We start from the raw sequence: 23,613 nt of genomic DNA, 5'->3' as shown, positions 1-23,613 counted from the left end.
GCTAATCTTCCCCTTGCTTGTCCGAATCAACCGTATGCAATGTTTCCGGCCTTTGTTTCTGCTTTACCCAGGGCAGCCGAAGCGCAGCCGTAAGAAGCTCCCTCATTATAGGAGGAGAAAACGGCGACAGGTACGGGACCCCGAAAGAGCTGAGCCGTCCCATATATCCGATAAGCACGACAATCCCTAATATGAATCCGTACATTCCCAATAGGGAAGCAGCTACAAACAACAGAAAACGGATGACGCTTACCGTCGTACTTAACGATTGATTGACAAGTGTCGCTCCAGCAACTGCCGTAATCGCCCCCACAACGACGACGCTTGGTGACACAAAGCCGGCCCGAATAGCAGAATCGCCAATAATTAATCCGCCAATAACGGTTAAGCTTTGGCCGATGGAGCTTGGCAGACGAACGCCGGCCTCTCTGAATATTTCCAGTAGCAGAAGCAAAATTAAAAATTCCAATGCTCCTGAGAAGGGCAGTCCAATTCGGGCAGCAGCAATCGTCGACATTAGCCTAAACGGGATTTGATCTTGATGAAAGGCGGAAAGCGCAATCCACAGCCCCGGCAGCAAAATAGATTGAAAAAACTAAAAATGCGCAGCAAGCGCGCAAACGAAACATATTGAAAATTAAAATATAAGTCTTCAGGTGATTTCAGCATGAGAAAAAAGGGGCTTGGGCCAATTAAAACCATAGGATTGCCATCCACAACAACGATAAATCTGCCTGCGAGCAAGCTGCTTACTGCATAATCCGGCCGTCCCGTAAAGTCGAGCAAAGGAAATAGGCTATACTTCTCTTCCACAAGCATTTCTTCCAATTGATTAATGCTGTATAGTCCATCCACATCAATGCTATTTAATCTATCTCTAACCTCGCTCAGCACATTTGGCGCAATAATATCGTCGATGTACAATAAACCGACCTTCGTTCTCGTTCGTCTGCCGAGCGTTACCGTCTCATAGCATAAAGACTTGCTGCGAATTCGTTTGCGAATGAGCGCGACATTAATGCCTACATCCTCCACAAAGCCGTCTCTAGCCCCTTTAATCGATACTTCTGTTGTTGATTCCTCTGGTGTACGATGAGGGGGATGGCCAAGCGTCATTCGAAATAAGGCATTTGACTCATTAAACAGGAGCAGCAAATCACCTTGAAAAATCCACTCGCAAAGCTGCTCTGGCAGCGTATCCGCAGCTGCTGGAATGAGCGGCAGCGTCCCGTATAGCTTCCCCGTTTGCAAATGAGCAAATCCATTTTTACGGTATAGCTGCTCGAGATCCGGAAGAATATACTTTCCAATTTGGGAAGTATCACATAACCCTTCGCTATAAACAAGAATGATCTCCGATAGGACATCCTCATCAAATTGAAATCGCTGGATCAACACATCCGCAGAATGCGAAAATAAGGCGGATATCGACTGCAGCTTCCATGGCTCAGCAGGCTGAAGTTTGGTTTTGTTCATGCCAGGTTCCCCTCCCTTTGCCGCTTCAGCAAAGCGATTGCGAGGAATACGGCTGAAAGAACCAAAACCGTCGCCAGCGTGACGGGGAAGTAATAGTGATAGAGCCATAGATAAGAGGAATAGCCATTAATCGGGATGAACCCGAACAGAATATAGCCAAGTGTCAGCAACATAATGAGTCGCCGCGTCCCTTCCTTTTTCCGAAAGGGAATGAGCTCTCCCAATAAAAACATAGCAAAGCTTGTACGAATAACGGCTCCAGACAGCCATTGAAACTCCGATAAAAAATCCACATGCTCAATGTTGCCGAATTTCACAAGCCTCCATTGCTCAAAAGGGGATTCCATCTGCTTCCCCGCTTCTACATGTCCAAACTCCGTAATGCCCCCGATAATAGGTCCGAGCGTAATATAAATTAAGAGAACGGCCAAAATGAGGAGCTGCCATGTCTTTACGCGGGACTTGATCCGGTGCTGGACAGCTAAAAGCATAATCATTTCTACAAATCCGCCACCGACATAGATCATGCCATGAATCGCGGGCTGCCAGCCATTTTCTAGGACAGGCTGCAAAAGACGATAATCTTTCTCCGGCGTATTAGCTATGGCTACAAAGTAACCCAGCAAAATGACTACAGGAAGCATAATCCCTGCAGCAATCGCTATCATGCGAATGCCGGATATTGCAAAATAGCAGCATACTAGACATAGGGTGATAATTAAAGCCGATCTTGGCGTGCTGGGCATATAATTGGTGGTCGCCCATCGGACCGTATCAATTAAGGTAAATCCCCCGATGTAAAGCAATTGCAGACCGAGCGGAATGATCATCAGCCAAGCGATGACCGGATTCGTTTTGGATGCCAGCCAAGGGTGCAGCTTCTGTTGACCCGATCTCTTCATAAATAGCACCAGCAATATGCACCATGGAAGAAACAATACGCCTGTTAATAAGACGGAAATCCATGCATCCCTGCCGGAAGCATCCAAAATTAAAGGATTCACAACGACATGATTCGTTAAGCCAACGGTCATCATGAGAATCATGCATATTTGCAGGAAGCTTACTTTATGAAGTACCTTAACCATTTCAAATCCCACCCAAAGCGTTTATTTAAACGATAATAGCGCTTATAGGTTTCCTTATTGATCCAATTTTATACAAAAAAAAAGGAACACCGCCTTCAAGGCGGTATTCCCATATAAATTTATTAACGTTTAACCGGAACCAAAATCTCGGTCTCCCCCGTATCGAAGCCGACAATCACTTGGGCTGCCATCGAAATAAACAAGCCATTTTCCACTACGCCAGGAATCGAATTCAGCTGTTCATGCAGCTCGGAAGGCGAGGCAATCGTGCCGAAACGGCAGTCAGCAATATAGTTGCCGTTATCCGTTACAAAGGTTCCGTCTGCCGATGCCCGCAGCTCGGCGGTGCAGCCAAGCTCTCTCAGCTTTTGCAGCGTCAAATTAGAGGCGAAGGGCACAACTTCCACCGGAAGCGGAAAATGTCCAAGCTGGCTTACTTTTTTGGACTCATCCACGATTACGACAAAGGTTTTGCTGTGAGCAGCAAGAATTTTTTCCCGCAATAGCGCACCGCCGCCGCCTTTAATCAAATGAAGCTCGCCGTCTACTTCATCCGCACCGTCAATCGTTAAATCAATCGCCGTAATTTCAGCGAGTGGAACTAACGGAATGCCGTATTCAGCCGCTAAATCCTCCGACTGCTTGGAGCTGGCAACGGCTTTAATGTCCAGTCCTTCGAGCTTCATTCTTTGTGCCAGCTTCAAAATCGCCCAATACGCTGTCGTTCCTGTTCCAAGCCCAACAAGCATGCCATCTTGCACAAGCTGGACGGCTTTCTCTGCTGCCAATTGCTTGACGTTCAAACGTTTCCCTCCGCTCTCTGCGTACCGTTTTAAAGTTACAAGCCTAATATGTGATAGCCTGCATCGACATGCAGCACTTCGCCAGTTATTCCGCGTGACAGATGGCTAAGAAGGAATAGCGTCGCATCACCGACTTCTTCCTGATCAATATTGCGCCGCAGCGGCGCACGTTCTTCGATCGTCTGCATAATGTCATTGAAGCCGGAAACGCCTTTTGCCGATAGGGTTTTAATCGGGCCAGCAGAAACCGCATTAACACGAATATTATATTTGCCAAGATCCTCCGCCAAATATCGTACGCTTGCTTCAAGCGCTGCCTTGGCAACGCCCATAACATTATAATTTTTCACGACGCGCTCTGCGCCAATATAAGATTGGGTAACGATGCTGCCGCCCTCGGACATGACACCCTTTGCCTGTTTGGCAATCGCCACAAGGGAAAAAGCGCTGGAATTTTGCGCGAGGAGATAGCCTTCACGCGACGTTTCCAGGTACTCGCCCTTAAGCTCGTCTTTATCCGAAAAAGCAAGGGAATGCACGATTCCATCAATGCTTCCCGCCTGCTCTTTAATATGGGCAAAAGCTGCGCTTATGCTTTCATCATCCAATACGTCGCAAGGTACCGTCAGCAGTGGCGTAATGCCTGTCTGCTCCAGCAAGCCCTTCAGCTTCTCGAAAGAGCGTTCCTTTCTGTATGTAAAAATAAGCTGAGCCCCTTCCCGATGCAGCGACTTGGCAATTCCCCAAGCAATGCTGCGCTCATTCGCGACGCCCATGACTACGATTTTTTTGTTGTTCATCATTCCAGACAAAATAATCCCTCCATTAACTAAATCCATAAACCTTTTGCCATTATAGCACAAAACAAGGTGAAACGGCTGTCGCCGTCCATAGGCGGCGTGGCGCGTTTCAGTCCGAGAAATATAGAGAAAGGATAACGTTTGGATATCCTTTCCTATATTTCAAGGTGAAACGGCTGGCGCCTTCCTTTGGCGGCGCAGCGCGTTTCAGTCCGAGAAATATAGAGAAAGGATGACGTTTGAATATCCTTTCCTATATTTCAAGGTGAAACGGCTATCGCCGTCCATAGGCGGCGCGGCGCGTTTCAGTCCGAGAAATGCTATAATAAACGTTAGCATCTTATTCATAGAAGGATGATTTATTGTAATGACAGAGCAGGAGCGCATGAATTGCATGAAATGCCGCCATTATTATGTAACTTGGGACCCCGGCGCGCCAAGAGGCTGCAGGGCGTTCGGCTTTAAATCGCAGGCGATGCCAAGCCAAGTTGTGCTAGCTTCCTCCGGGAAGCCTTGCCTGAACTTTGAAGCGAAGGGCAAAGGATAAGGCAGCAGACCGTCAAAGAACGGTTTGCTGCCTTATTTTTTTAGAATTTAGAATTTGGCTTCCTGCCTTCTCTTCTTTAGCTAGACAAGAGACAGATTTACATAAAGGGCAGCCTGCTCCATGTGCTGCGCGTATAGCAAAGGCGCATGCCAGCGCGCTCCATATTCCGCTGGCTGCTAGAGCAATAGGCGGCTTGTCCTACTATGAGGCTGCAGCCCGCTTGGACAGCAGCACGCAAGCGCGCTGCAATTAAAGCCGCTTGAACACCTCGCATGCGATATTCTGGCAAAGTAGCGGCAAATGTAAGGGATGCGATATGTTCATGGATATGCACGACGCCGACCCCAACAGCGATATGATCGATCTCAGCAGCATAAAACTGCCAGCCTTCCCGGCTGAACAGCATGCGGTTATTGTCCGCAATGTGGTTTTTACCAGCAATCGGCAACCCGCTGCCCAGCGCATGCAGCTCCGCATATAGATCAATCTCATGCTCAGCCAGCCTGCGTACGACAATGCCCATCTGACCTTCCTCCGACCTCACGTCTGCTGTTTCAGCAATGCTTCCTGCCATACTCGCATGAAAGCCCGTCTGATAAAACCCTTGCTTGGCCAGCGCCAGCAGCGTCTCCCCATCTGTACGCGAAGGCACAATTTCAAATTGTGGGCTCCCGCCCTGCTCTTTATACCACTTTAGCACTTCATCCAGCTGCGCTGCACCTGCACGGCCAAAGCCTTTAACCGTATTAAATTGCGGCCATGGCATTGCTCGGCTGGCAATAGCCACTGCTGGGCCGAAGCGTTGCAGCGCTATTCCCATCGGGTTATGCTCCCGTTCCTGAATGGCCTTCATTCGATCCAGCATATAGACAAGCTCGGAGTTCTCAACGTGCTCCACAAGCTCGGGGGTAGTCATCCATATATTCAACAAGTGAAGCCTCCTTATAATTGGGACAATGGAATATCCTTAATGGCTTTAACGATCCAATCGGCACGGGAAAGATCCTGATCGCCTGAATGAATATTAATATAGCCGATGCAGCGCATGCCCGCCTCTTTCGCTGCGATGACCCCGTTGCGGGAATCCTCCAAAACGACGCAATCCGCTGGCAATACGCCAAGCTGACGAGCTGCCTCCAAATATACATCGGGAGCTGGCTTGCCGCTCGGCACCTCTTCTCCGCTGACGATACTTGCAAAATAATCGGTAATATCGAACTTGCGCAGCACTTCTTCAATAAAAATCCGCGGGGAGGAAGACGCTAAAGCGATTGGCAGGTTCCGTTGCTTGAGCTCGGCAAGAAGGGACAAAATACCCGCAATTGGCGCAAAATCACGAGCGCGAAGCTCCTCTATTTTTCGCCGTAGCTGGTAAGAAATGATCTCCTCCACTGTATGCTCCATGCCATATTCCACGCGAATAAGACGCCACATGGCCGGATTGGTCATGCCCACGTATTTTTCCAGGTCGTCCTGCGTGACCTTGAAGCCCAGATGCTCCATCGTCTCCAAATCCACCTCAAAATGCAGCGGTTCACTATCGATAATGACGCCATCCATATCGAAAATAAATGCTTCCATCGCACTCTCCCCATTCCGACTTTGCATTTGTTTACATAACTATATTTATGTAACTATTCAATTAAATTCAGACTATTCAGAAAATACGTCTCTAACATCCTAAGTATGAAGCAAGTGAATTTGCGAAATGTCCGTAAATTCTATTCGTCCTATTGAAGCGACTACCACTTCTGCCGGATAAAACTGCGCCTGCCTGCCGCCTGAAAAATACCATTCCCGGGCTTGCTTCACCACAATAAACAGCCCATGCTCATCGCCGACAGGGGTAAATCCCTCGCTATCTTCACCCCAATTGGGTAGGCCTATAGCGTTCAGCTGCCGAACGGCAGGAATGACCTCGGTGGCAACGATGCCAAGCTCGCTGATTTCGATGCAATCCGAGAGGGCAAACGGGTGCTCGGTACTATTTTTCAACTGATGCCTGGCAATAAACTCGATAATATTACCAGCGGGATCGGCGAAATAAACGGCCCCTGCATTCCATGAGGTGAAAAACACTTCGTCTCTGCCCTCCTCCTCAATGAGCGCCACCTTTCCCTTTAGCCAGCTTTTTGCCTCCGCAAGCTTGTTTTCCGGTATATTGATCGCAAAATGATAGAAGGGGTCAGTGTGGTCCGTTGTCGCCCGGAAAGTGAGCTGCGTGCTGCCAATTGCTGCCGTGAAGGACTGCTCGTTTCGCTCCAGCACCGGGAAACCAAGCTGCTCCATATAAAAGGAATACAGGGCCTCCAGCCTGCTTGTCCATAAGGTGATTTGTTCAAATTTCATCGTGCCTATTCCTCCCTACAGCAAGGCAATACTGCCTGCACCCTTGCAAATATTTTGAAAGTCTATTTTACCATACTGACTAGCCTTTAGCTTCAGCACTGCAAGGGAATGACGACCGTAATGGTCGTGCCTTCGCCGGGTTTAGAACGCACACGGAGCTCAGCCTGCTCGCCATACAGCAACGCCAGACGCGAAATGACGTTGCTCATTCCGATTCCTGCACCTTCCTTGCTCCGTGCGTCCGCCGCCTGCTGCGGGCTCATGCCTTTGCCATTGTCGCTGACCTCGAACAACAATCGGTCCTCCACCATCCGGCCGCTAATGTTCACAAGACCGCCCTGCTCGCCCGGTTCACCGGATTCAAAGCCATGAATCATCGCATTTTCCACGAGCGGCTGGAGAAAAAGCTTCGGAACGAGGCTATCCTCTGGCACGCCCTCTAAATCATAGGCCACTTTAAAAATGCCATCAAAGCGATTTTCCATAATATGCGTGTAGCTTTGCAGCCAATTTAAATCGTCGCGCAGCCGTACCATTTCCTGCTTGTTTTTCACCGTGTATTGCAGCATGGACGACAAGCTGACGATCATTCGGCTAATGGCGGACTCATCCCGATCAATCGCCATCCAGTTAATAATATTAAGCGTATTGTACAAAAAATGCGGGTTCAGCTGGAGATTAAGCGCCATAATTTCCGTTTCCTTCTCCCGCAGCCGGCTTTCGTAGTTTTCTTGAATCAGCTCGCGTATTTTATCATTCATCACATTAAATTTCTTCGTTAAAATGCGGAATTCCAGCTGCGGCTGGTCAGGAATTTTCGCTGTGAAATCGCCTGCTCCGGTCATTTGAATGGCAACCAGCATTTTTTTGATCGGCTGGGTCAGGCGCCCTGCGATAAAGGAGGCAATAACGATTGAAATAATGAGCAGTGCCACGCCTGATAATATATCCATATAGCGAATGGCTGGCAAATTGCCAAGCAGCTGCTTGTACGGCGTCACATTAACCGTCACCCAGCCTGTAACCTGAGAAGTATCGTAGCTGATCAGTACATCCTCCCCGTTTTCCTTAACGAGCGAAGTGCCGAATGGCTGCCGAAACTCTGTCTTGTACCATTGATTGTGGTCAGCTGTACCGAGCTTGCTTAGCTCGGGATGCGTTACGATCTTTCCATCCTTGGAGACGATATAAAAATAGGAGCCTTGAACCGCGGACAAGCTCTGCTGCACACTGCGCTGATAAAAGGATTCATTGAAATTAAGCAGCAGCACCGGTCGCTCGACATGCTCTGGCCAATTGTAAATGGCACCGTCAATAATCGGGGAGCTGTTGAGCAGGCGGGCGCAGGAAAACACCATCCGGAACTTGGCATCCATGTCATATAGCGCCTCCTGTTGGAAAGCGCGGGTTAAATCATAGGTGGGTACCCAAATTAGGCTGCCTCTGCTGGCCATCACTTCCTTATAAATGGCCGACTTGCGGAAGCCCTGCGGATCCGCCGAGACGAACGGGGAGGAGGACGTATACATGCCGCTGCCTGATCCAAAGCTGAAATAGCTCGTCACAAGCTGAGCGGTATACAAATCCTGATCATGTCCAAAATATTTATTCAAAATAACCGTTGCCTGCCGGTCCATCTGGACCAACTCGTAATCATTTTGCGGCTTAGGGCGGTTGAACAGCCGGTATAAGTCCGGGTCAGAGATGAGTGAAACGGTGCGCTCTTCAATGTTGCTGAACACAATATCGCCGATTTCATTGTTTTTTTTCACAATTTCCAGCATGCTGTCGCGCGCATTCGTGACAATAATGTCAGAGCTTGCACTGTAATGCAGGATGCCGTTTAGCACAGATGGAAGCGTAATCAACAGCACAAAAAACAAAATGAGCCTCGTTCTGAACTTCATATCCCGTACACGCTCGCGAATTTTCCGCAAAATGCTCCCTGCTTCCTCCGGCTTCTGACCTCGGGTCAGGAGCGCTTCATATGACGGGCTATCGACCGATATTCCTCTGGCGTCAGTCCAAATTCCTTTTTGAACACGCGATTAAAATATTTCACATCATGATAGCCGAGGCTTCCAGCTACCTGATAAATTTTATCGTTGCTTTCCTCTAGCAGCTGTCTCGCTTTCGTGAGCCGAACCTGCGTAACATATTGGCTGAAATTGATGTTTAGCTTGCTTTTGAAGTATTGGGAGAAATAGCTGGCATTAAAATGAAAAACGGCCGCAACCGACTCCAGTGACAAATCTTCCATGTAATGCTCGTCAATATAAGCGATACACTTATAAATCAACTGCTCCTTATGATCCCGCTTGGCTTCGGCGTGAGCAGTTGCGAGCAAGTCCAGCTGTTCTGAGATTGCGGTTTGCAGAGTGCTTAGGCTGGCAGCTTCACCTAATGCCTCCTCCATGCGAACCCTCCAATCCTCCAGCGTTTGATGTTTTGGCATGGTCAAGCTTTCGGACAACCGTACAAGCAGCCTCTGGACGCAAAGCATCAGCCGTTCTGGCTGCGGAAGCCCGCTACCTTCTCCAAGCAGCTTGTGCAGCAGCTCGCCTGCGATAAGGTTAAGCTGCCCTTGCTCATGCTCATGGACAACGGCCTCATGCAGCAAGGCTTCGTGCCGGGCCTCCAGCTTAAGCGTAAGCTCTGCATTCACATTCGTCTGACTGGCGTGGAATACGGTCTGCTGCTCCACATAAAAGCTTTCCGATAAAGCTAACCCTGCTTCTGCATACATCTGCGAAGCGGAAACTAGCATATCCTCCGCGTGACTGCTCACGCCAAGCGTAATTTGATAGGAGTTGGGAACCGCCTGCTGCATTTTCTGCTGCAGCGTCTGCAGCTGCTCCGCGCTGATTGAAGCATTCGTTACTGTAATTAGCCTGCCATGGCTGCCCCCCTCCCCTTCATACAGCGTAATGCTGCTGAGTGCGCTGCCCGATGCTTGCAGGCAAGCTTCCAGTTGCTGCTGGATGCGGGGAAAAAGCATATCCTCCGGCTCCCACGCTGCCTTGCTGCGCAGCCGAATTTCGGTTAACAGCAAAATACCGGGGCCGCCGAAGCCAAGCCATTCTTCCAGCTCTTTGCTCTCTGCTTTGGATAACGCTTGATTATGAAGCCACTCCTTCATTACACGGCTGCGATACAAAGGGGCAATTGTGTTCAGCTTAACCTCAAGCCGGCTATTCGCCAGCTGTGCCTCCTGCTCGGTTCGAAGGCTTCGCTCGGCCTTCTCCAGCACAAGTGCGAATTTTTCCTGATCGACAGGCTTTAATAAATAATCAAAGGTGCCGAGCCCTATCGCTTTTTGGGCATAGTCGAAATAGTCATAGCCGCTCAAATAAATAAATTTCTGCGGCTGATTCGCTGGTGGAAGCTGTTCCAGAAATTCGAGACCGTTCATCAGAGGCATTTGGATGTCGGAGATGATCAGCTGAAATGGCTGCTCTTGGCATTTTGACAGCGCTTCCTTTCCATTGCGCGCTATAGAAATCGCATATTGAGGGCGGAGCTTTTGCAGCATTTTGGATAGCCCCGCCAAATGGCCCGGTTCATCATCCACAAGCAAAATGTTGTACATGGACAGCGCTCCTGTTCGTTTCATTTTGGGCACAAGAATACCTTTATCGTACTTCTGTCTGAATTCCGATTGCAAGCGGAGATTTTGTAGAAAAATGTCTGATTTTGCGGAGGAAAAACAGCTCCATGCCCTTCATTGCAGAGGGTCACACCCTATCCTAACCTACACTTAACTAGACTTGGTGGACACCGGAACACTTTCCGCCGCAGTTTCGGAAACGACCCCGATTTACTCCCTGCACAAAACACGAAAATAAACTTGGCGGAGACAGCAGCCGCTATTTCAACAAAATCAAGGGAATGGAGCAGGCTGCGGACTCAGGAGCCGCTAATGGGCTGTCAATCGCCATTTTGAAGGGAAAATGAGGGTAATAGCGGATCTCCTGTCCGCATCCAGCCTAAAATAGGATAAAAATCCAAAATAGCGGAACCTCAGTCCTGTAAAAAAAGTAGTGAGCATCCAAGCCGTATGGCCTCAGCCAAAGTAGTTTTTGCAACATTGCTCTTAGCCGTAATCGCGTGCTGCGGTTCCTTAATTCTTGAATCGTCAGATGAGATTGGCCTCGAATAAGCGCTAAGCAAAGCGCAGCAGGCCGACTCTTGTTTGCATACACACCCTAAATAGACGCACTCTCAACGAGGCGTCTATTTACCCATCTCATCTATCTAGCTCTTTGTTAGACTTGCAGGCAGCTTTACGGCATGCAGAGTGCCGCCAGAGCGAACATAGATCATATCGCCTGACTTCAGCGTCGGATCAAATTCGCCCGAGCCGGTTTTCACGCTGAAAACGGGCTTTGTAGTTGCGAAATTATACGCATCCAGCGTTCCGTCTGCGCGAGCGACAAACAGGCCGTTGGCAAATAGGTCCGTCTGCACGGGACTAATACCGCTCGGGAATTGGATTCCTTGCCCGCTCGTCGTCTTAAGGGCGAGAATGGAACGATCAATGGAGCTCTGATAAAGCAGTTTGCCGCCATAAATGCTATAGAGCGGTTGATATTCTTTCGGATTAGGCGCATTCCACTTTTGAACGGCTTTACCGTTTGGGGTATAGGAGGCGAAATTATATTTGGCAACCGCTTTTCCCTGATAAATATAAAGGTCATTGCCATCCAGAAATGCAGAGCCATTAGCACCGCCGAATTCAATTTGTCCAGGTACTTCAGGCTCTACCGTCCAGTTGTAAACTCGCTCGCCTTTCTTCTTCCCAGTCAATAAGTCAAGGACGGCGATATGCAAACTTCTATTAATGGAATCGTCATCTCCCCTCATGAACGTGTCCATGACCGAATAAACCAGCCCGTCCTTGACCAAGAGCGGGGAAAATTGGGCAAATGACGTCCAAAGCTTTTTGCCTGTTGCCTGATCGTAGGCATTAATCTGATTAGAAGTAAGAGCGCCTTGAACCAAATAACTGCGAAGCACAACACCTTTGCTTACGATAATATCATTTGATCCTGATGAGTATTGGTTCTCCTTCTCCGTTAATTTCCAGCGAAGCTTGCCCGTTGCCCGTTCTAATGCAAAAAGAGTTAAATTTTGCGTCACATAAATCGTATCTCCGACCGGAATGATCTGATCTGCTTTATCGGCACGAATTGCTGTCGTCCACTGCTTGCTGCCATTTTTGGTAACAGCAATGACTGCGCCATCTGTTGTAAGACCATACAAGCTGCCTTGATTATAGGCGAGCACAGGCCTCAATCCAGAACCATATTTCCACAGCTTTCGCCCACTTTTGCCGTCATAAGCAGCAAGCTGCCCCCCATCCACAAGGGCGAACAGTCGTCCCTCCTCTGCAAATGCCGCCGTTATAGCTCTGCCATCCTGATCAAATTTCGCAAGCGGCAAGCTCCATAATGGTTTGACAGCTGGAGCAGAGGCTACTCCATACATAGGGGTGGTACTGCTAATGACAGGCTTCTCAGCAAAAACAACCGTTCCTCCCTGCAAGCCGCAGGCGAGAATGGAGGAAGTGACACTAACCGCGATGATCCTTTTCATTTGTTGCGAAAGATTGATAAGCATCTAGCACCGTCCCATTCTTTCCATTTTTAAATAGGATAAACACTTTTTCAACATAAATGACCGGATTACCCCATAAACATGCAAGGGCAATCCGGCTATTGTTTAAACGCCATCACCAGCTATTCAACACTCTCTGCCATTTCGTTATCCTTAGCAAAATGGCATCATATCCATATTATAGGCCAATCAGGGTGGCGATTCTACTTATTTTTATGAAAGTCGCTTCTTTTTACCATATGAATCTAAGCTTCAGCACGATCTAATCGCAGTGGCAAAGAAACGGTAAATTCAGTCCCTTCTCCCAGCTTGCTCTGCACGGCTATTGAGCCGCGATGGAGCTCCATAATTTTAAGGGCAATGGACAGCCCGAGGCCGCTGCCTCCTAAGGCACGGACACGTGATTTATCCGCTTTATAAAAACGTTCGAAAATACGCGTGTAATCCTGCTCGTCAATTCCCGGCCCCGTATCTGCGATGCAGACGACCGCATGCTCCTCGGTACGCGAGAGGGAAATCGTTATTTTCCCGCTTTCAGGCGTAAACTTAATGCCATTATGAATAAGATTCAGCCAAACTTGACTCATCAGGTCCTCGTCCGCGCTGATCTCCATCTCTTCTGCTTCCACGCTCATCTCGATCTTCTTCTCCTCCCACTGCGGCTCACAAGCGAGAATAAGCGATACAAGCTGCTTATCCAGCCGATAAGTGGTCGGATGGAACGGTTGCCTCTCCGAATCCAGAACGGCCAGCTTCAGCAGATTATCGCTAAGCTTCGATAAACGGAAGCATTCCGTTTCAATAATGGTCAAATACCGCTGCCGCTGCTCTACATCCAGCTTGTCATTCTTCAGCGCCTTGGCAAAACCGCTGATCGATGTAAGCGGCGAGCCGATTTCATGCGATACGTTCGAGATGAACTCCTGCCGAAGCTCCTCCATCTCCTTCAAATTGGCTGCCATGCTATTGATGCTGTCAACAAGCTGCACATAGGGATGCCGCTGCTGTTCATTGTTTCTGCCGAACTCCCACTCCAGATTGACGCGAAAGTCGCCCTGTGAAATACGTTTTAATGCTTCAAGCATGTCGTCCAGAAAGTAATGCTCCCTCCGCCGAAAAAACTTGCCTACAATGGCGATGCCCACCCCAAAGATACAAAAACCGAGCACCGCATTTATGAGAAAACTTAGCAAGTCATGCGGGGCCCATGCCACTGCCGAAAAAACGGACTTTGTTATATAAAAAGAAATGATCCAGCAGGCGAGCAATGCCGACAAGGCAATCGTAAAATTCATCGCCAGATGGAGGAGGCTTGGCTTCTGGTTCACGACTGCACCTCCAGCCGGTAGCCTAGTCCCCGGATCGTGCTGATGCGAAAGCCATGCTGCTCCTCAGGAAAACGCTCCCTCAGCCGCTTTATATGCACATCGACGGTTCTTTCATCGCCCTCATAATCGAAGCCCCAAATCTGCTCAATCAGCTGATCGCGCGTGAACGTCTTGCGGGGATAGCTGGCGAGCTTAAACAGCAGCTCGAACTCTTTAAGCGGCAAGGTCAAATCTTGTTCCCCTACGCGGCACTCGAACGTATCGCGGCGCAGCGTTACATTGCCTATTATGACCGCTTGTGAGGATTGAATCCGGTATCGCCTGAATAAAGATTTCACACGGGCGACAAGCACGGATGGATCAAATGGCTTCACCAAATAGTCATCTGTTCCTAGCGTAAAGCCCTTTACGATCTGAGACGCTTCGCCTTTGGCCGTCAGCATCAGCAGCGGCAGGTCCGTCTGCTCCCGCAGCTTGCGGCACAGCTCCCATCCGTCCATGCCTGGCATCATAATATCAAGGATCACCATATCCGCCTTTACCTCGGCAAGCATCCGCAGCGCATCCAGGCCATCAACGGCATGAGCGACCTCAAAGCCTTCCTGCCGCAAAAAATGACCAATTAATTCTCGGATATGCGGATCATCATCAACGACTAATATTCGGGTCATCCCGTTCACCGCCTTTATCCTATTTTATCAACCTTTCACGATTTCCGTAAACCTGAACGCCTTAACCTCTATGTCCGGCGCATATAGGCACTTACCGTTAGCGGAGCAAAGATCGCGACAATGACGGCTGCGCCGACTAGCGAAAATACAAAATCTGCGCCAATTGCACCGTTGTTGGCAAGCTCCCGTACGGCACTAACCAAATGGGAAACCGGATTGATGCTTGAAAACCACTGGAGCCAGCCTGGCATGGTGTCAACCGGCACAAAGGCGTTGGACACAAAGGTGAGCGGAAACAACACGATCATCGAGATCCCCTGAACGCTGGATGCTGTACGGGAAATGACGCCAAAAAAAGCAAAAATCCAGCTAATCGCCCAAGCACAAACGATGACAAGAAGGGCCGCAATAACGACGTAGCCTAAGCCGCCATCAGGTTGATACCCCAAAATATAGCCCATGGAAAAGGTTAATGCAGTCGCAATCGTATAGCGAACCGTATCCGCCAGCAGAGCTCCTGCAAGTGGAGCAATTCGGGCAATCGGAAGGGACTTGAAGCGGTCAAATACGCCTTTATCCATATCCTCCCGCAGCTGAACACCCGTGACAATCGACGTCGTAATTACGGTTTGCACCAAAATACCAGGAATGATAACCGGCAAATAATCAACGACATTTCCTGAGATGGCACCGCCAAAAATATAAGCAAACATCAATGTGAAAATAATGGGCTGCAGCGTCACGTCAAATAATTGCTCTGGTGTGCGCCGAATTTTTAATAATCCCCTGTAGGCCATCGTGAGCGAATTTCGAATCGACTGTCCCAAGCTTGTATGTTTCTTCAACTGGCGAGTATGACGTGTTTGGATCGACGCGCTTTTCATACGGCTGCCCCCTCTTTTTTATTTGATTGATCAGATAGCGATGAAAGGCTATCTTTCACGCCATGGCCTGTAATGGTTAAAAACACCTCGTCAAGTGTAGGCTTCTGTACGCTCATCTCCACCAAATAAATGCCCGCCTCCCGAAGAGCTACAAGCAGGTCGGTAACTTTGTCGACATCCGCCAGCGGCGCCGTAATTTTTGCATTTTCCGCTGATACAACAGACTCGACCCTAAACACTTGTTCCACAATTTGGCGAGTGGCCGCGATGTCCTGCGGATTTTGGATTTTTAGCTGCAGCGAGGAGGTGCCGACTGATGTTTTCAGCTCATCGACCGTCCCTTCTGCTACGACCTGGCCGCGATCAATGACCGCAATTCGGTCAGCCAACTGGTCAGCCTCATCCAGGTATTGCGTTGTTAACAGCACTGTTGAACCGGTTTTCACCAGCCGGCGGATCGTATCCCACATTTGCGTACGTGTACGCGGATCAAGTCCTGTCGTCGGTTCATCGAGAAAAATAAGCGGCGGCTGTGCAATGAGACTGGCTGCCAAATCCAGCCGACGCCGCATGCCCCCGGAAAAATGCTTCAATGGACGTTTTGCTGCTTCCGTCAGCCCGAATTCCTCCAACAACTCCTCCGTCCTATGGCGCGCCTCTGCCCGCCCAAGCCCTAGCAGCCTGGAAAAGATGACCAAATTTTCCGTAGCGCTGAGCGCTTCGTCGACGGATGCGTATTGACCTGTCACCCCGATCAATTGCCGCACGATTTGCGGGTCCTTCGCTGCATCGTACCCGAAAATGCGTGCCGAGCCAGCATCGGGGCGCAATAGTGTAGCCAGCATTCTGATGGTCGTTGTTTTGCCTGCTCCATTAGGGCCAAGCACACCATAAATGGTTCCGGCCCGCACGTTCAAATCTACGCCATCCACTGCCCGGTTATTGCCGAATGTCTTCACAAGCCCACGTGCTTCAACCGCCCACTCCCCGCTATTTTTCCATAGCTCTTCTTTGTATCGATCATTTACTGTCATTAGTAGTGCCTCCCTGTAACGGTTTATAGATGGATGTTAATCCTCGTTTATGAACTGAATGTGAACCAAATAACATGAAGGGCACGGAATGGCAAAAAAAGCCGACCCGGCAAGCGGATCGGCCTTTCCCTGTTATTTTTTCAGTTCAGTGTTCGTTTATTGGGGTCCATCTCCGTACTAAGCGTTCGTTAACGGAAAAAGCATAATGGACAGCTTCATCGGCTTCGGCTTTATTAAATAAGCATCGAGCGTCGGGGCGTAGCCGCAGCTATGATTGCCGAGGCCGCTTTGCTTGGCGTCGATTTTGACGATTGTTTCTGGCAGCCTGGTCAGCTTATGCACGTGGCTGGTGCGCGACATATCCTCCGTGGAATAATGGTGGACGCTAATGTTAAACAGCTCGCTGCCCGTAATGCCGATTCCAGCACCTTGCCCATCCCTAAGCTTCGCCCAGCGCACATCGCACTTATTGCCGTTTTCCTGGGGCTTCACATAGGGGACAAATTGCTCCGCTACCGTGCCGCTGTAAATTCCAAGCTTACCGCTTTCTTTGCGGTCAGCGTAACATTCATGAGGGCCTCTACCATACCAGCTAAACTGGTCATAGCCGTCGCGGAGGCGCAGCTCAAGGCCAAAACGCGGCAGCGGCGGCAGCTCGCTTCCAAGCGGTTCAAGCGTGGTCTCCACGCCTATGGAGCCGTCAGCATTCATTTGGTGGACCATCCTGCTGCGGAAAGCTGCTGGCTCGCCTTTTGCCCCAATAATTGCGTCAGCTGTTGCTATAACGCTTCCATTGTTGCCAGCAGTTATTGAAAATCGGCGCAGCTGCCATTGGAGCCGGTCATAACCAGCTTTCACCCATTCTTTCGCCAAATGGACATCGTTGTCAAGCGGGGCGCGCCATAGCTGCAGCTGTGGGCCTGCAAGCAGCAGCTCATCGCCATGATAAAGCCAATTGCTAATTGTGCCTGTCATTTGATCGATGTCTACTTGCAACCCGTTCCCGCTTATGCGGTATACAAGCTTGCCATCTTCCCGCTGCAAATTTTGATACTGAGGATGCATGTGCATGGGAATCCCTTCGGAAGCATCGGCTGCCGTTAGACGAACACTACTAGAAAACTCAGCATTAGCGTTATACGCTATAGCCTTTTCCTGCGGGGACCAACCCGCCTCCTCAAACAGCAAATCGGCCCAAGCTGTCTCATGGCCAGCGTCACACCACAAGCTGCTATTACGCTCTGTAAAGCAGATATGCAGCGCATATTCGCCCTTTTCCTTCAATTGCTCCGAAGGCAGCGGAATGATTAGCGTCTCTTCCCCGCCCGGCGGCGTATGCAAGCGTGCAAGCTCGCCTTGGGCAATCGCCGTGCCGCTGCGCAGCAGCTGCCAATGCCCTTTCAAATGCTCCAGCGACAAAAAGCTGTAGCGATTACTAAGGTGAACCCGGCCAAGCTGGGCGGGGTCTGGCTTTATTTTCACCGGCTGAATGATCTTCTTGTATTCCAGCAGGGACGCTTTAACGCTTCTGTCTGGAAACAGCAGCCCATCCATGCAAAATGGTCCGCTGTGCGGGGCATCGCCAAAGTCGCCGCCATAGGCGTAAAACGCTGGTTTGCCGTCGTTTTGCTGTAAAATGCCCATATCTGACCATTCCCAAATAAGGCCGCCCAGCAGTCGTGGATATTCGTACACCGCATCCCAATATTCCTGCAAATTGCCCGTGGAATTGCCCATGGCATGACCGAACTCGACCATGAGATATGGGCGTTCATCCGGCTTCCTGCCTTCTTCTATGAGCATGTCGACCGAAGGGTACATGGAGCTGACGATGTCAACGACTGCGGCCTCATAAGCCCGCTCGTAGTGAATCGGCCTTGTCGGATCGACGCTGCGTATCCACTCCGCCATTGCATCATGATTTTCACCGTAGCCTGACTCATTGCCAAGCGACCATACGATGATAGAAGGATGATTTTTATCGCGTCCAACCATTTTCTGCGCACGATGTAAATACGCCTCCCGCCAGTCGGGATGTTTGCTTAAATAAGATTCATTGTCCATAAAATGAAACCCATGCGTCTCCAAATCCGCTTCGTTTATAACGTACAAGCCGAATTGGTCGCATAAATCGAGCCAGCGCGAATCGTTCGGATAATGGGACAGCCGGACCGTGTTAATGTTATGCTGCTTCATCAGCGTTATATCCTGCAGCATCGCTTCAGGCGTCGTTACATACCCTAATTGCGGGTGGAATTCGTTGCGGTTGACGCCTTGGATAACGATAGATTGTCCATTTATGAGCAGCTTGCCTTTTTCAATTCGAATATCCCTAAAGCCAACCGAAAGCCGCTTCACCTCCGCTACCTCTCCATCCGCCCCATATATCGTCAATAACAGCGCATACAAATAAGGCGTTTCTGCTGTCCATAGCTGGGGCCCCGAAATAGGAATCTCGGCGGAAATCGTTCTGAGCTCTTTAAGCGAATCGGACGTTGGATAGCTGCCTGTACCCCGTGCATCAGAATGGCAAGAAGGGTCTGGATTGCTTGCATTAAACGATTGCTCTGCAACGGTTTCTCCGTCCGCATCTAATAAGGCGACGCTTAAACGGAAGCCTTCTCCATCTGTATAATCGGTCAAGTTGGCGGATTCCGCCGCACTTCTCAAGAGACTGCTTTGAGCGAGCGTCATTTGCAAGCTCAAGCTCGCCTCCCGATAGGCAGTATCGGGGACAAAAACAGTTCGCACCAGAACATCCTCAATCGTGACAGCGGCCTGTGCCGTTAAATAAACATCGCGAAATATGCCGCTTAGCCGCCACTTGTCCTGCGACTCCAAATAGCTGCCCTCGCACCATTGGTAGACGCGAACCGCAAGCAAATTACAACCGGGACGGATGAGGCGGGAAATATCAAACTCTGACATATGGTGGCTTCCCTGACTGTATCCGACCAGCTCGCCATTCAGCCATACATGGAAGGCGGAATCAACTCCGCCAAATACGAGGCGAATTTGGCGCTTTTCCCAATGCTCTGGAACTGTAAAGCTGGTACGATAGCAGCCTGTAGCATTGAGCAGTGGAATATGTGGAGGGTCAAGCGGAAAAGGATAAGGACAGCTGCTGTAATGGGGCTGTCCGTACCCGTGCATTTGCCAATTGGAGGGAACGGGAATTTTATCCCAACCCGTATCATCGCATGCATCCAAATGGCTGCCCTCTGGACCATGCAGCGGCGATTCGAAGTAGCGGAAACGCCAATTCCCGCTAAGCAGCTTGTAATAGGGCGATTCTTCTCGGTCGCCACGCAGCGCCGCTGCCGGATTGTCAAATGGAATCAGCTCGCTGCGTGGAGGCAATGAACCGCGCTCCAGCACGTTTAAGTTGCAATAATCTGGCAGTTGCTCGTTTTCATTCGTCATATGCTGTCCTCCCTTGCTTCATCCGGGTGAAAAAATCCCGTTCGCCGATTTGTCCACCCTTCAGCACCAGCTCCAGCCCATCCAGCGCAGACTCCTCCGAGAAAGCGCGGCATAGTGGCGCTCCCGGCGTTAGTGCAGCCACGCATTCCAGTGCATAAATGCCCAAGCCGCGCGTTACATAACCAGACGTATCCCCGCCAGCGATGACGATGCGTGTAAGCTGCTCGTCGATGATCAGCTCACGTGCCAGCGCTCCAAGCAAAGCGCCTAATAGGCGGCTGCTTTGCTCAGGCCCATAGCCCTGCGCGGCAAGCGTTTCCCGGAAACGCGGAATGCCTGGATCGTCCACACCTTCTGCTGAATATAGCAGCAGACTGCGCCCATCTGCCAGCTTTTCCCGAGCTTCTTTCAGCAGCCGCTGCCTCGCAGCCGCGCCTTTCTTCCCGTCCAGCAGCTCCTCTGCCGGAACGCGAATGCCTGCAAAGCCTGCTGCCAGCGCTGCCTTGATTTGCTGCTCCGTAACTGGCGAGCAGCTTCCCGACACTACGAGCAGACGCTCAACTTCTGCTGCAGAAGCAGCGCTAATTTCTGGCTGCTCCTGCAGCAGACCAAGCTTGCGCCAGCAGGCCCCAAGCGCATACTCCACACCAGAAGAGCCAATGGCAAACAAGCCGTCACGCTGCTGGGCTTCCGCCCAAATCAGCTGTCCAGCCGCTGCCAGCCTAGCTTCGTCGAGCACATCAAACAGCACGAGATCAGGCTGCTCGCGCTCTACTAGTTTAGCGAGCCGTTCGCCCACTTCGAACATGTCTCCCTCCAGCGCCAAAATATCCATCAGCGCCGTCTTTAACTCCGTCTGCTGGGCCAAATGCTGGCGCAAATCCGCTTCCGCCATCGGCGTAATCGGATGGCGTGACATCGTCGGATGGCGGTCAAGCCGATACGTCTCGCCGCCTGCCGCTGCAAAATGGTTGCCGAACAACGTATAGCGGCCTAAATAAGGAACCCCCGCCAGTATCGGAATATAGCCAGAACCGAACACGGAGCGGCCAATTTCCGCTGCTTTGCCGATGCTGCCAACTTCAGCGGAGGAATCGAATGTCGAGCATATTTTGTAATGCGTAATGGCAGCCCCTATTTTTCGCAGCTGCTCTAGTACCGGACGCAGCTCACGCTCCGCCTCATCTGGCGTCAGCGAGCGTCCAATGCCCGCTACTCCAATGGCTTCTAAATCTGCAAATTTGCTAGCAAGCAGCTGCTCGCTTGGCGGCTCCAGAAATAACGCTGCCCGCAGACCTGCTCGGAACAGTGCTTCCAGCACATCGGTAGAACCGGTGAAATCGTCGCCATAGTAGCTGAGCAGGCGCTGCGATGCCGGGAGCCGATCACCGGAGCTACCCGAGCCTGCCTCCTTCTGGCGTTGCCCAGTGTCCCCCTTAGTGCCTATGCTGAGTGGCATCTTTCCGCCGCTGTCGCTGCCGCTAGTGTCACAATCGTTTGGCTTATGCGTTAATCCCGCTCTGTCCATCACCGCTCAGCCCTTTCCGTATTTTGCTATAGCCTGCTGCAGCTCCGGATGCCGACTTGCATACTCAGCGAGCGGAATGCCTTGAACGGCAGCTTCCCAGCCCTGCTTCATGCTTGCAAAGCCAGCCGCCGCCCCGCCCGGATGGGCCAAAATGCCGCCTCCGGCCAAATGCATCACATCTACCGTCCCTGTTGCTTCATAAGTAGCCGGAGCAGTCCCTGCCCATTGTGCCGAGGAAACGACTGGCATCGTCCCATAACCGCCATACATAGGCTTCAAACAAGCGCGGATGGAGCTGACAACCGAGCTGTTGCTTTCATAAAATTTGCTGTCTAAACCGTTCACATGCAGATGGTCGGCTCCTGCCAGACGGCACAGCTTCTGATAAGCTGGAAAAGCGAAGCCCAGCATCGGACAGCGTGTCATCATGCCCCACTGATTGCGATGGCCGTGAATCGGCACCTCGCTGTATTTGCTCAAGTGAGCAAGCCCCGCCAATCCGACGCTCATTATGCTGACCATGACACAGTTGCCGCCTGCCTTGACGACTAGCTCATGCCCACGCTCCATCTCATCGATATCACCGGTAATGTTGAAGGCGTACATGATTTTTTTGCCCGTTGCGTCAGCCGCCCGGTTGACGGCATCCATGACCGCACTGACCCGCTGTGCAAGAGGCGCATAAGTTCCATTAGCATTCAGCTCATCATCCTTTATAAAATCAAGCCCAGCAGCCGAAACGTCCATAATCATCTGCTGGAGGTCAGCCATAGGAAGCCCGATGCTCGGCTTGACAATCGTCCCTATAATCGGACGGTCATACACGCCGGTTAGCTCCCGAGTACCCGTGATGCCAAATTTCGGGCCGGGGTACCTTGCTGCGAACGCTTCCGGCAGCTCCAAATCGACCAGCCTCAGTCCGGACAATTCCTGAAGCTCGAACAAATTGCCGGCAATTGCAGACATTAAATTCGGAATGGACGGCCCAAAATTGTGCAGCGGAAAGGAAATCGTTACCTCTCCGCGCCGATAAAGACCGTCATGACCCAGCGGCGTTTTGGAGCCCGGCAGCGCCTGTGAGGATACAGGCTGAAGCTCGACAATTTGTTCAATCCGCGCCCCATGCCGCTCTTTCAGCTGATCCGTCTCGCCTGGCACCGCTGTAAAAGTGCCCGTCGATTGCTCGCCGGCAATCACCTCGGCAGCACGCTCCAGCGAATAGGGTGTCTCTATTAAATAGACGGCCGTTACTCTCTCTTTTTCCACGCTATTTCCCTCCCGCTAAATTTGCCTTTGTCCCTTGCTGTAGCTGTTCATGCTAAAATCATTGCGGCTAAAGCAGCCCTCGCTCTGCCAGCATCTCCTTAATTTGCTCGGCAGCAAGCCGCGGGCTGGATAGCACCGGCTTGCCTGTCGCCTCCCGTATGGCTCCCTCCATCCGAGCCATTGATCCTTGGGCAAGTACGATGACATCCGCTTGATCGCTGACCGCAAGCGCCGTCTCCAGCAAAATGCGGTCATGCTCCGCCGGGTTTCCTCCTACCAGCGCATCGAAGGCTCCGACAGCGAGCCCATTCAAGATGGTGACCTCTTTGCCAATGGCTTCCGCCTGCTTCGCCAAAAAGCGCATCGTCGGTTCCAGAGTTGAAGGCAGCGTGGCCAGCACCGCAATCGCGTCGTATTCGGCCGCCGCCTTGGCGGTCATCGCCTCATCAATTTTAACGAGCGGAATGCCAAGCTGTCCCCGCGCAGCATCAGCCACTTCGCCAACTGAGGAGCAGGTATTCAAAATAATATCCGCCCCCAGCTCCTCCCCATGCTGAAAATATTGCGTCAGCCGCTTACTCACTCCCGCCGGAATATGTCCCGCCTTGACGACATCGCCGATCAGGCTGTCATCAATAATATTGACCAGCCGCACGCCCGGCAGCACCTCCTGAAACACAGCCTTCAGCGGATCAGCAAGCCCTTGTCCGGTGTAAACCGCAACTACCGTTGTCATACTCCCAGCCTCCCATTCGAACAATTATTGAACCTGTACTTTAACCTGCTCTATAGAATTGACA

Annotated in this window: 18 protein-coding genes and 1 pseudogene; 1 reads left to right on the top strand and 18 read right to left on the bottom strand. The window is 50.8% G+C overall.

Features of this window, described 5'->3' with window-relative positions; translation table 11 throughout:
• Nucleotide 1: 1 nt before the first annotated feature.
• From AC50Y5_RS09850 to fabI, 4 genes and pseudogenes are all read right to left on the bottom strand, one after another.
• A pseudogene (locus AC50Y5_RS09850) lies at nt 2–1,476 on the bottom strand (spore germination protein).
• Nucleotides 1,473–2,564 carry an endospore germination permease gene (locus AC50Y5_RS09845; RefSeq protein ID WP_494860193.1) on the bottom strand — a complete coding sequence of 364 codons (1,092 nt, stop codon included), beginning with the start codon at nt 2,562–2,564 and terminating at the stop codon, nt 1,473–1,475. The pseudogene AC50Y5_RS09850 and the gene AC50Y5_RS09845 overlap by 4 nt, the downstream one beginning before the upstream one ends.
• 122 nt (nt 2,565–2,686) lie before the next feature.
• Nucleotides 2,687–3,367 carry a ribose-5-phosphate isomerase RpiA gene (rpiA, locus tag AC50Y5_RS09840; RefSeq protein ID WP_494860191.1) on the bottom strand — a complete coding sequence of 227 codons (681 nt, stop codon included), beginning with the start codon at nt 3,365–3,367 and terminating at the stop codon, nt 2,687–2,689.
• Between the two features lie 35 nt (nt 3,368–3,402).
• Nucleotides 3,403–4,179 (bottom strand): enoyl-ACP reductase FabI, encoded by a 777-nt coding sequence (gene fabI / locus AC50Y5_RS09835; protein WP_056040594.1) that lies wholly within the window; start codon nt 4,177–4,179, stop codon nt 3,403–3,405.
• Nucleotides 4,180–4,534: 355 nt separating this feature from the next.
• Between fabI and AC50Y5_RS09830 the strand changes: the two genes are divergently transcribed.
• On the top strand, nt 4,535–4,714 hold the full coding sequence (locus tag AC50Y5_RS09830) for a hypothetical protein (protein ID WP_056040595.1): 180 nt from the start codon (nt 4,535–4,537) through the stop codon (nt 4,712–4,714).
• 97 nt (nt 4,715–4,811) lie between these two features.
• On the opposite strand, the gene AC50Y5_RS09825 is transcribed toward AC50Y5_RS09830, so the two are convergent.
• The 14 genes from AC50Y5_RS09825 to AC50Y5_RS09760 form a co-directional block, all read right to left on the bottom strand.
• Nucleotides 4,812–5,642, bottom strand: coding sequence for a GNAT family N-acetyltransferase (locus tag AC50Y5_RS09825; RefSeq protein WP_494860189.1), 831 nt, complete (start codon nt 5,640–5,642; stop codon nt 4,812–4,814).
• A gap of 14 nt (nt 5,643–5,656) precedes the next feature.
• Entirely contained in the window at nt 5,657–6,295 is a 639-nt protein-coding gene (locus AC50Y5_RS09820) for an HAD family hydrolase (RefSeq protein ID WP_494860187.1), read from the bottom strand.
• Nucleotides 6,296–6,394: 99 nt separating this feature from the next.
• Entirely contained in the window at nt 6,395–7,063 is a 669-nt protein-coding gene (locus AC50Y5_RS09815) for a VOC family protein (RefSeq protein ID WP_494860185.1), read from the bottom strand.
• Nucleotides 7,064–7,155: 92 nt separating this feature from the next.
• Complete coding sequence (locus AC50Y5_RS09810; RefSeq protein WP_494860183.1) at nt 7,156–9,000, bottom strand: cache domain-containing sensor histidine kinase; 1,845 nt, start codon at nt 8,998–9,000, stop codon at nt 7,156–7,158.
• A 35-nt stretch (nt 9,001–9,035) separates the two neighbouring features.
• Nucleotides 9,036–10,652: a response regulator gene (locus AC50Y5_RS09805; RefSeq protein ID WP_494860181.1), complete on the bottom strand. Its 1,617-nt coding sequence runs from the start codon at nt 10,650–10,652 to the stop codon at nt 9,036–9,038.
• A gap of 665 nt (nt 10,653–11,317) precedes the next feature.
• Nucleotides 11,318–12,682, bottom strand: coding sequence for an outer membrane protein assembly factor BamB family protein (locus AC50Y5_RS09800; RefSeq protein ID WP_494860179.1), 1,365 nt, complete (start codon nt 12,680–12,682; stop codon nt 11,318–11,320).
• Between the two features lie 242 nt (nt 12,683–12,924).
• Nucleotides 12,925–14,007 carry a sensor histidine kinase gene (locus AC50Y5_RS09795; protein WP_494860177.1) on the bottom strand — a complete coding sequence of 361 codons (1,083 nt, stop codon included), beginning with the start codon at nt 14,005–14,007 and terminating at the stop codon, nt 12,925–12,927.
• A complete protein-coding gene (locus tag AC50Y5_RS09790) occupies nt 14,004–14,678 on the bottom strand; it encodes a response regulator transcription factor (protein WP_494860175.1) in 675 nt (224 codons plus the stop codon). The genes AC50Y5_RS09795 and AC50Y5_RS09790 overlap by 4 nt, the downstream gene beginning before the upstream one ends.
• Nucleotides 14,679–14,746: 68 nt before the next feature.
• The gene (locus AC50Y5_RS09785) at nt 14,747–15,562 is read right to left on the bottom strand and encodes an ABC transporter permease (RefSeq protein WP_494860173.1); all 816 of its coding nucleotides are present in this window, start codon (nt 15,560–15,562) and stop codon (nt 14,747–14,749) included.
• Entirely contained in the window at nt 15,559–16,596 is a 1,038-nt protein-coding gene (locus AC50Y5_RS09780) for an ATP-binding cassette domain-containing protein (protein WP_494860171.1), read from the bottom strand. The genes AC50Y5_RS09785 and AC50Y5_RS09780 overlap by 4 nt, the downstream gene beginning before the upstream one ends.
• 177 nt (nt 16,597–16,773) lie before the next feature.
• A complete protein-coding gene (locus AC50Y5_RS09775) occupies nt 16,774–20,019 on the bottom strand; it encodes a glycoside hydrolase family 2 TIM barrel-domain containing protein (protein ID WP_494860169.1) in 3,246 nt (1,081 codons plus the stop codon).
• Nucleotides 20,009–21,547 (bottom strand): four-carbon acid sugar kinase family protein, encoded by a 1,539-nt coding sequence (locus tag AC50Y5_RS09770; protein WP_494860699.1) that lies wholly within the window; start codon nt 21,545–21,547, stop codon nt 20,009–20,011. Before AC50Y5_RS09770 ends, AC50Y5_RS09775 begins: the two co-directional genes overlap by 11 nt.
• A 6-nt stretch (nt 21,548–21,553) precedes the next feature.
• Entirely contained in the window at nt 21,554–22,813 is a 1,260-nt protein-coding gene (locus AC50Y5_RS09765) for a ribulose-bisphosphate carboxylase large subunit family protein (protein WP_494860167.1), read from the bottom strand.
• A 67-nt stretch (nt 22,814–22,880) separates the two neighbouring features.
• Nucleotides 22,881–23,549 carry an aspartate/glutamate racemase family protein gene (locus tag AC50Y5_RS09760; protein ID WP_494860165.1) on the bottom strand — a complete coding sequence of 223 codons (669 nt, stop codon included), beginning with the start codon at nt 23,547–23,549 and terminating at the stop codon, nt 22,881–22,883.
• Between the last annotated feature and the right edge of the window lie 64 nt (nt 23,550–23,613).

The organism is Paenibacillus sp. JT22N7 (assembly GCF_059383875.1).
The sequence above is the reverse complement of the archived record's forward strand: the minus strand, read 5'-3'. Positions and strand labels throughout refer to the sequence as shown.

What these genes read in the sequence shown, in the direction of transcription:
- AC50Y5_RS09845 (WP_494860193.1), bottom strand. Translation starts at nt 2,564, where the DNA reads ATGGTTAAGGTACTTCATAAAGTAAGCTTCCTGCAAATATGCATGATT.
- AC50Y5_RS09830 (WP_056040595.1), top strand. Translation starts at nt 4,535, where the DNA reads ATGACAGAGCAGGAGCGCATGAATTGCATGAAATGCCGCCATTATTAT.
- AC50Y5_RS09820 (WP_494860187.1), bottom strand. Translation starts at nt 6,295, where the DNA reads ATGGAAGCATTTATTTTCGATATGGATGGCGTCATTATCGATAGTGAA.
- AC50Y5_RS09815 (WP_494860185.1), bottom strand. Translation starts at nt 7,063, where the DNA reads ATGAAATTTGAACAAATCACCTTATGGACAAGCAGGCTGGAGGCCCTG.
- AC50Y5_RS09805 (WP_494860181.1), bottom strand. Translation starts at nt 10,652, where the DNA reads ATGTACAACATTTTGCTTGTGGATGATGAACCGGGCCATTTGGCGGGG.
- AC50Y5_RS09800 (WP_494860179.1), bottom strand. Translation starts at nt 12,682, where the DNA reads ATGCTTATCAATCTTTCGCAACAAATGAAAAGGATCATCGCGGTTAGT.
- AC50Y5_RS09790 (WP_494860175.1), bottom strand. Translation starts at nt 14,678, where the DNA reads ATGACCCGAATATTAGTCGTTGATGATGATCCGCATATCCGAGAATTA.
- AC50Y5_RS09785 (WP_494860173.1), bottom strand. Translation starts at nt 15,562, where the DNA reads ATGAAAAGCGCGTCGATCCAAACACGTCATACTCGCCAGTTGAAGAAA.
- AC50Y5_RS09780 (WP_494860171.1), bottom strand. Translation starts at nt 16,596, where the DNA reads ATGACAGTAAATGATCGATACAAAGAAGAGCTATGGAAAAATAGCGGG.
- AC50Y5_RS09775 (WP_494860169.1), bottom strand. Translation starts at nt 20,019, where the DNA reads ATGACGAATGAAAACGAGCAACTGCCAGATTATTGCAACTTAAACGTG.
- AC50Y5_RS09770 (WP_494860699.1), bottom strand. Translation starts at nt 21,547, where the DNA reads ATGGACAGAGCGGGATTAACGCATAAGCCAAACGATTGTGACACTAGC.
- AC50Y5_RS09760 (WP_494860165.1), bottom strand. Translation starts at nt 23,549, where the DNA reads ATGACAACGGTAGTTGCGGTTTACACCGGACAAGGGCTTGCTGATCCG.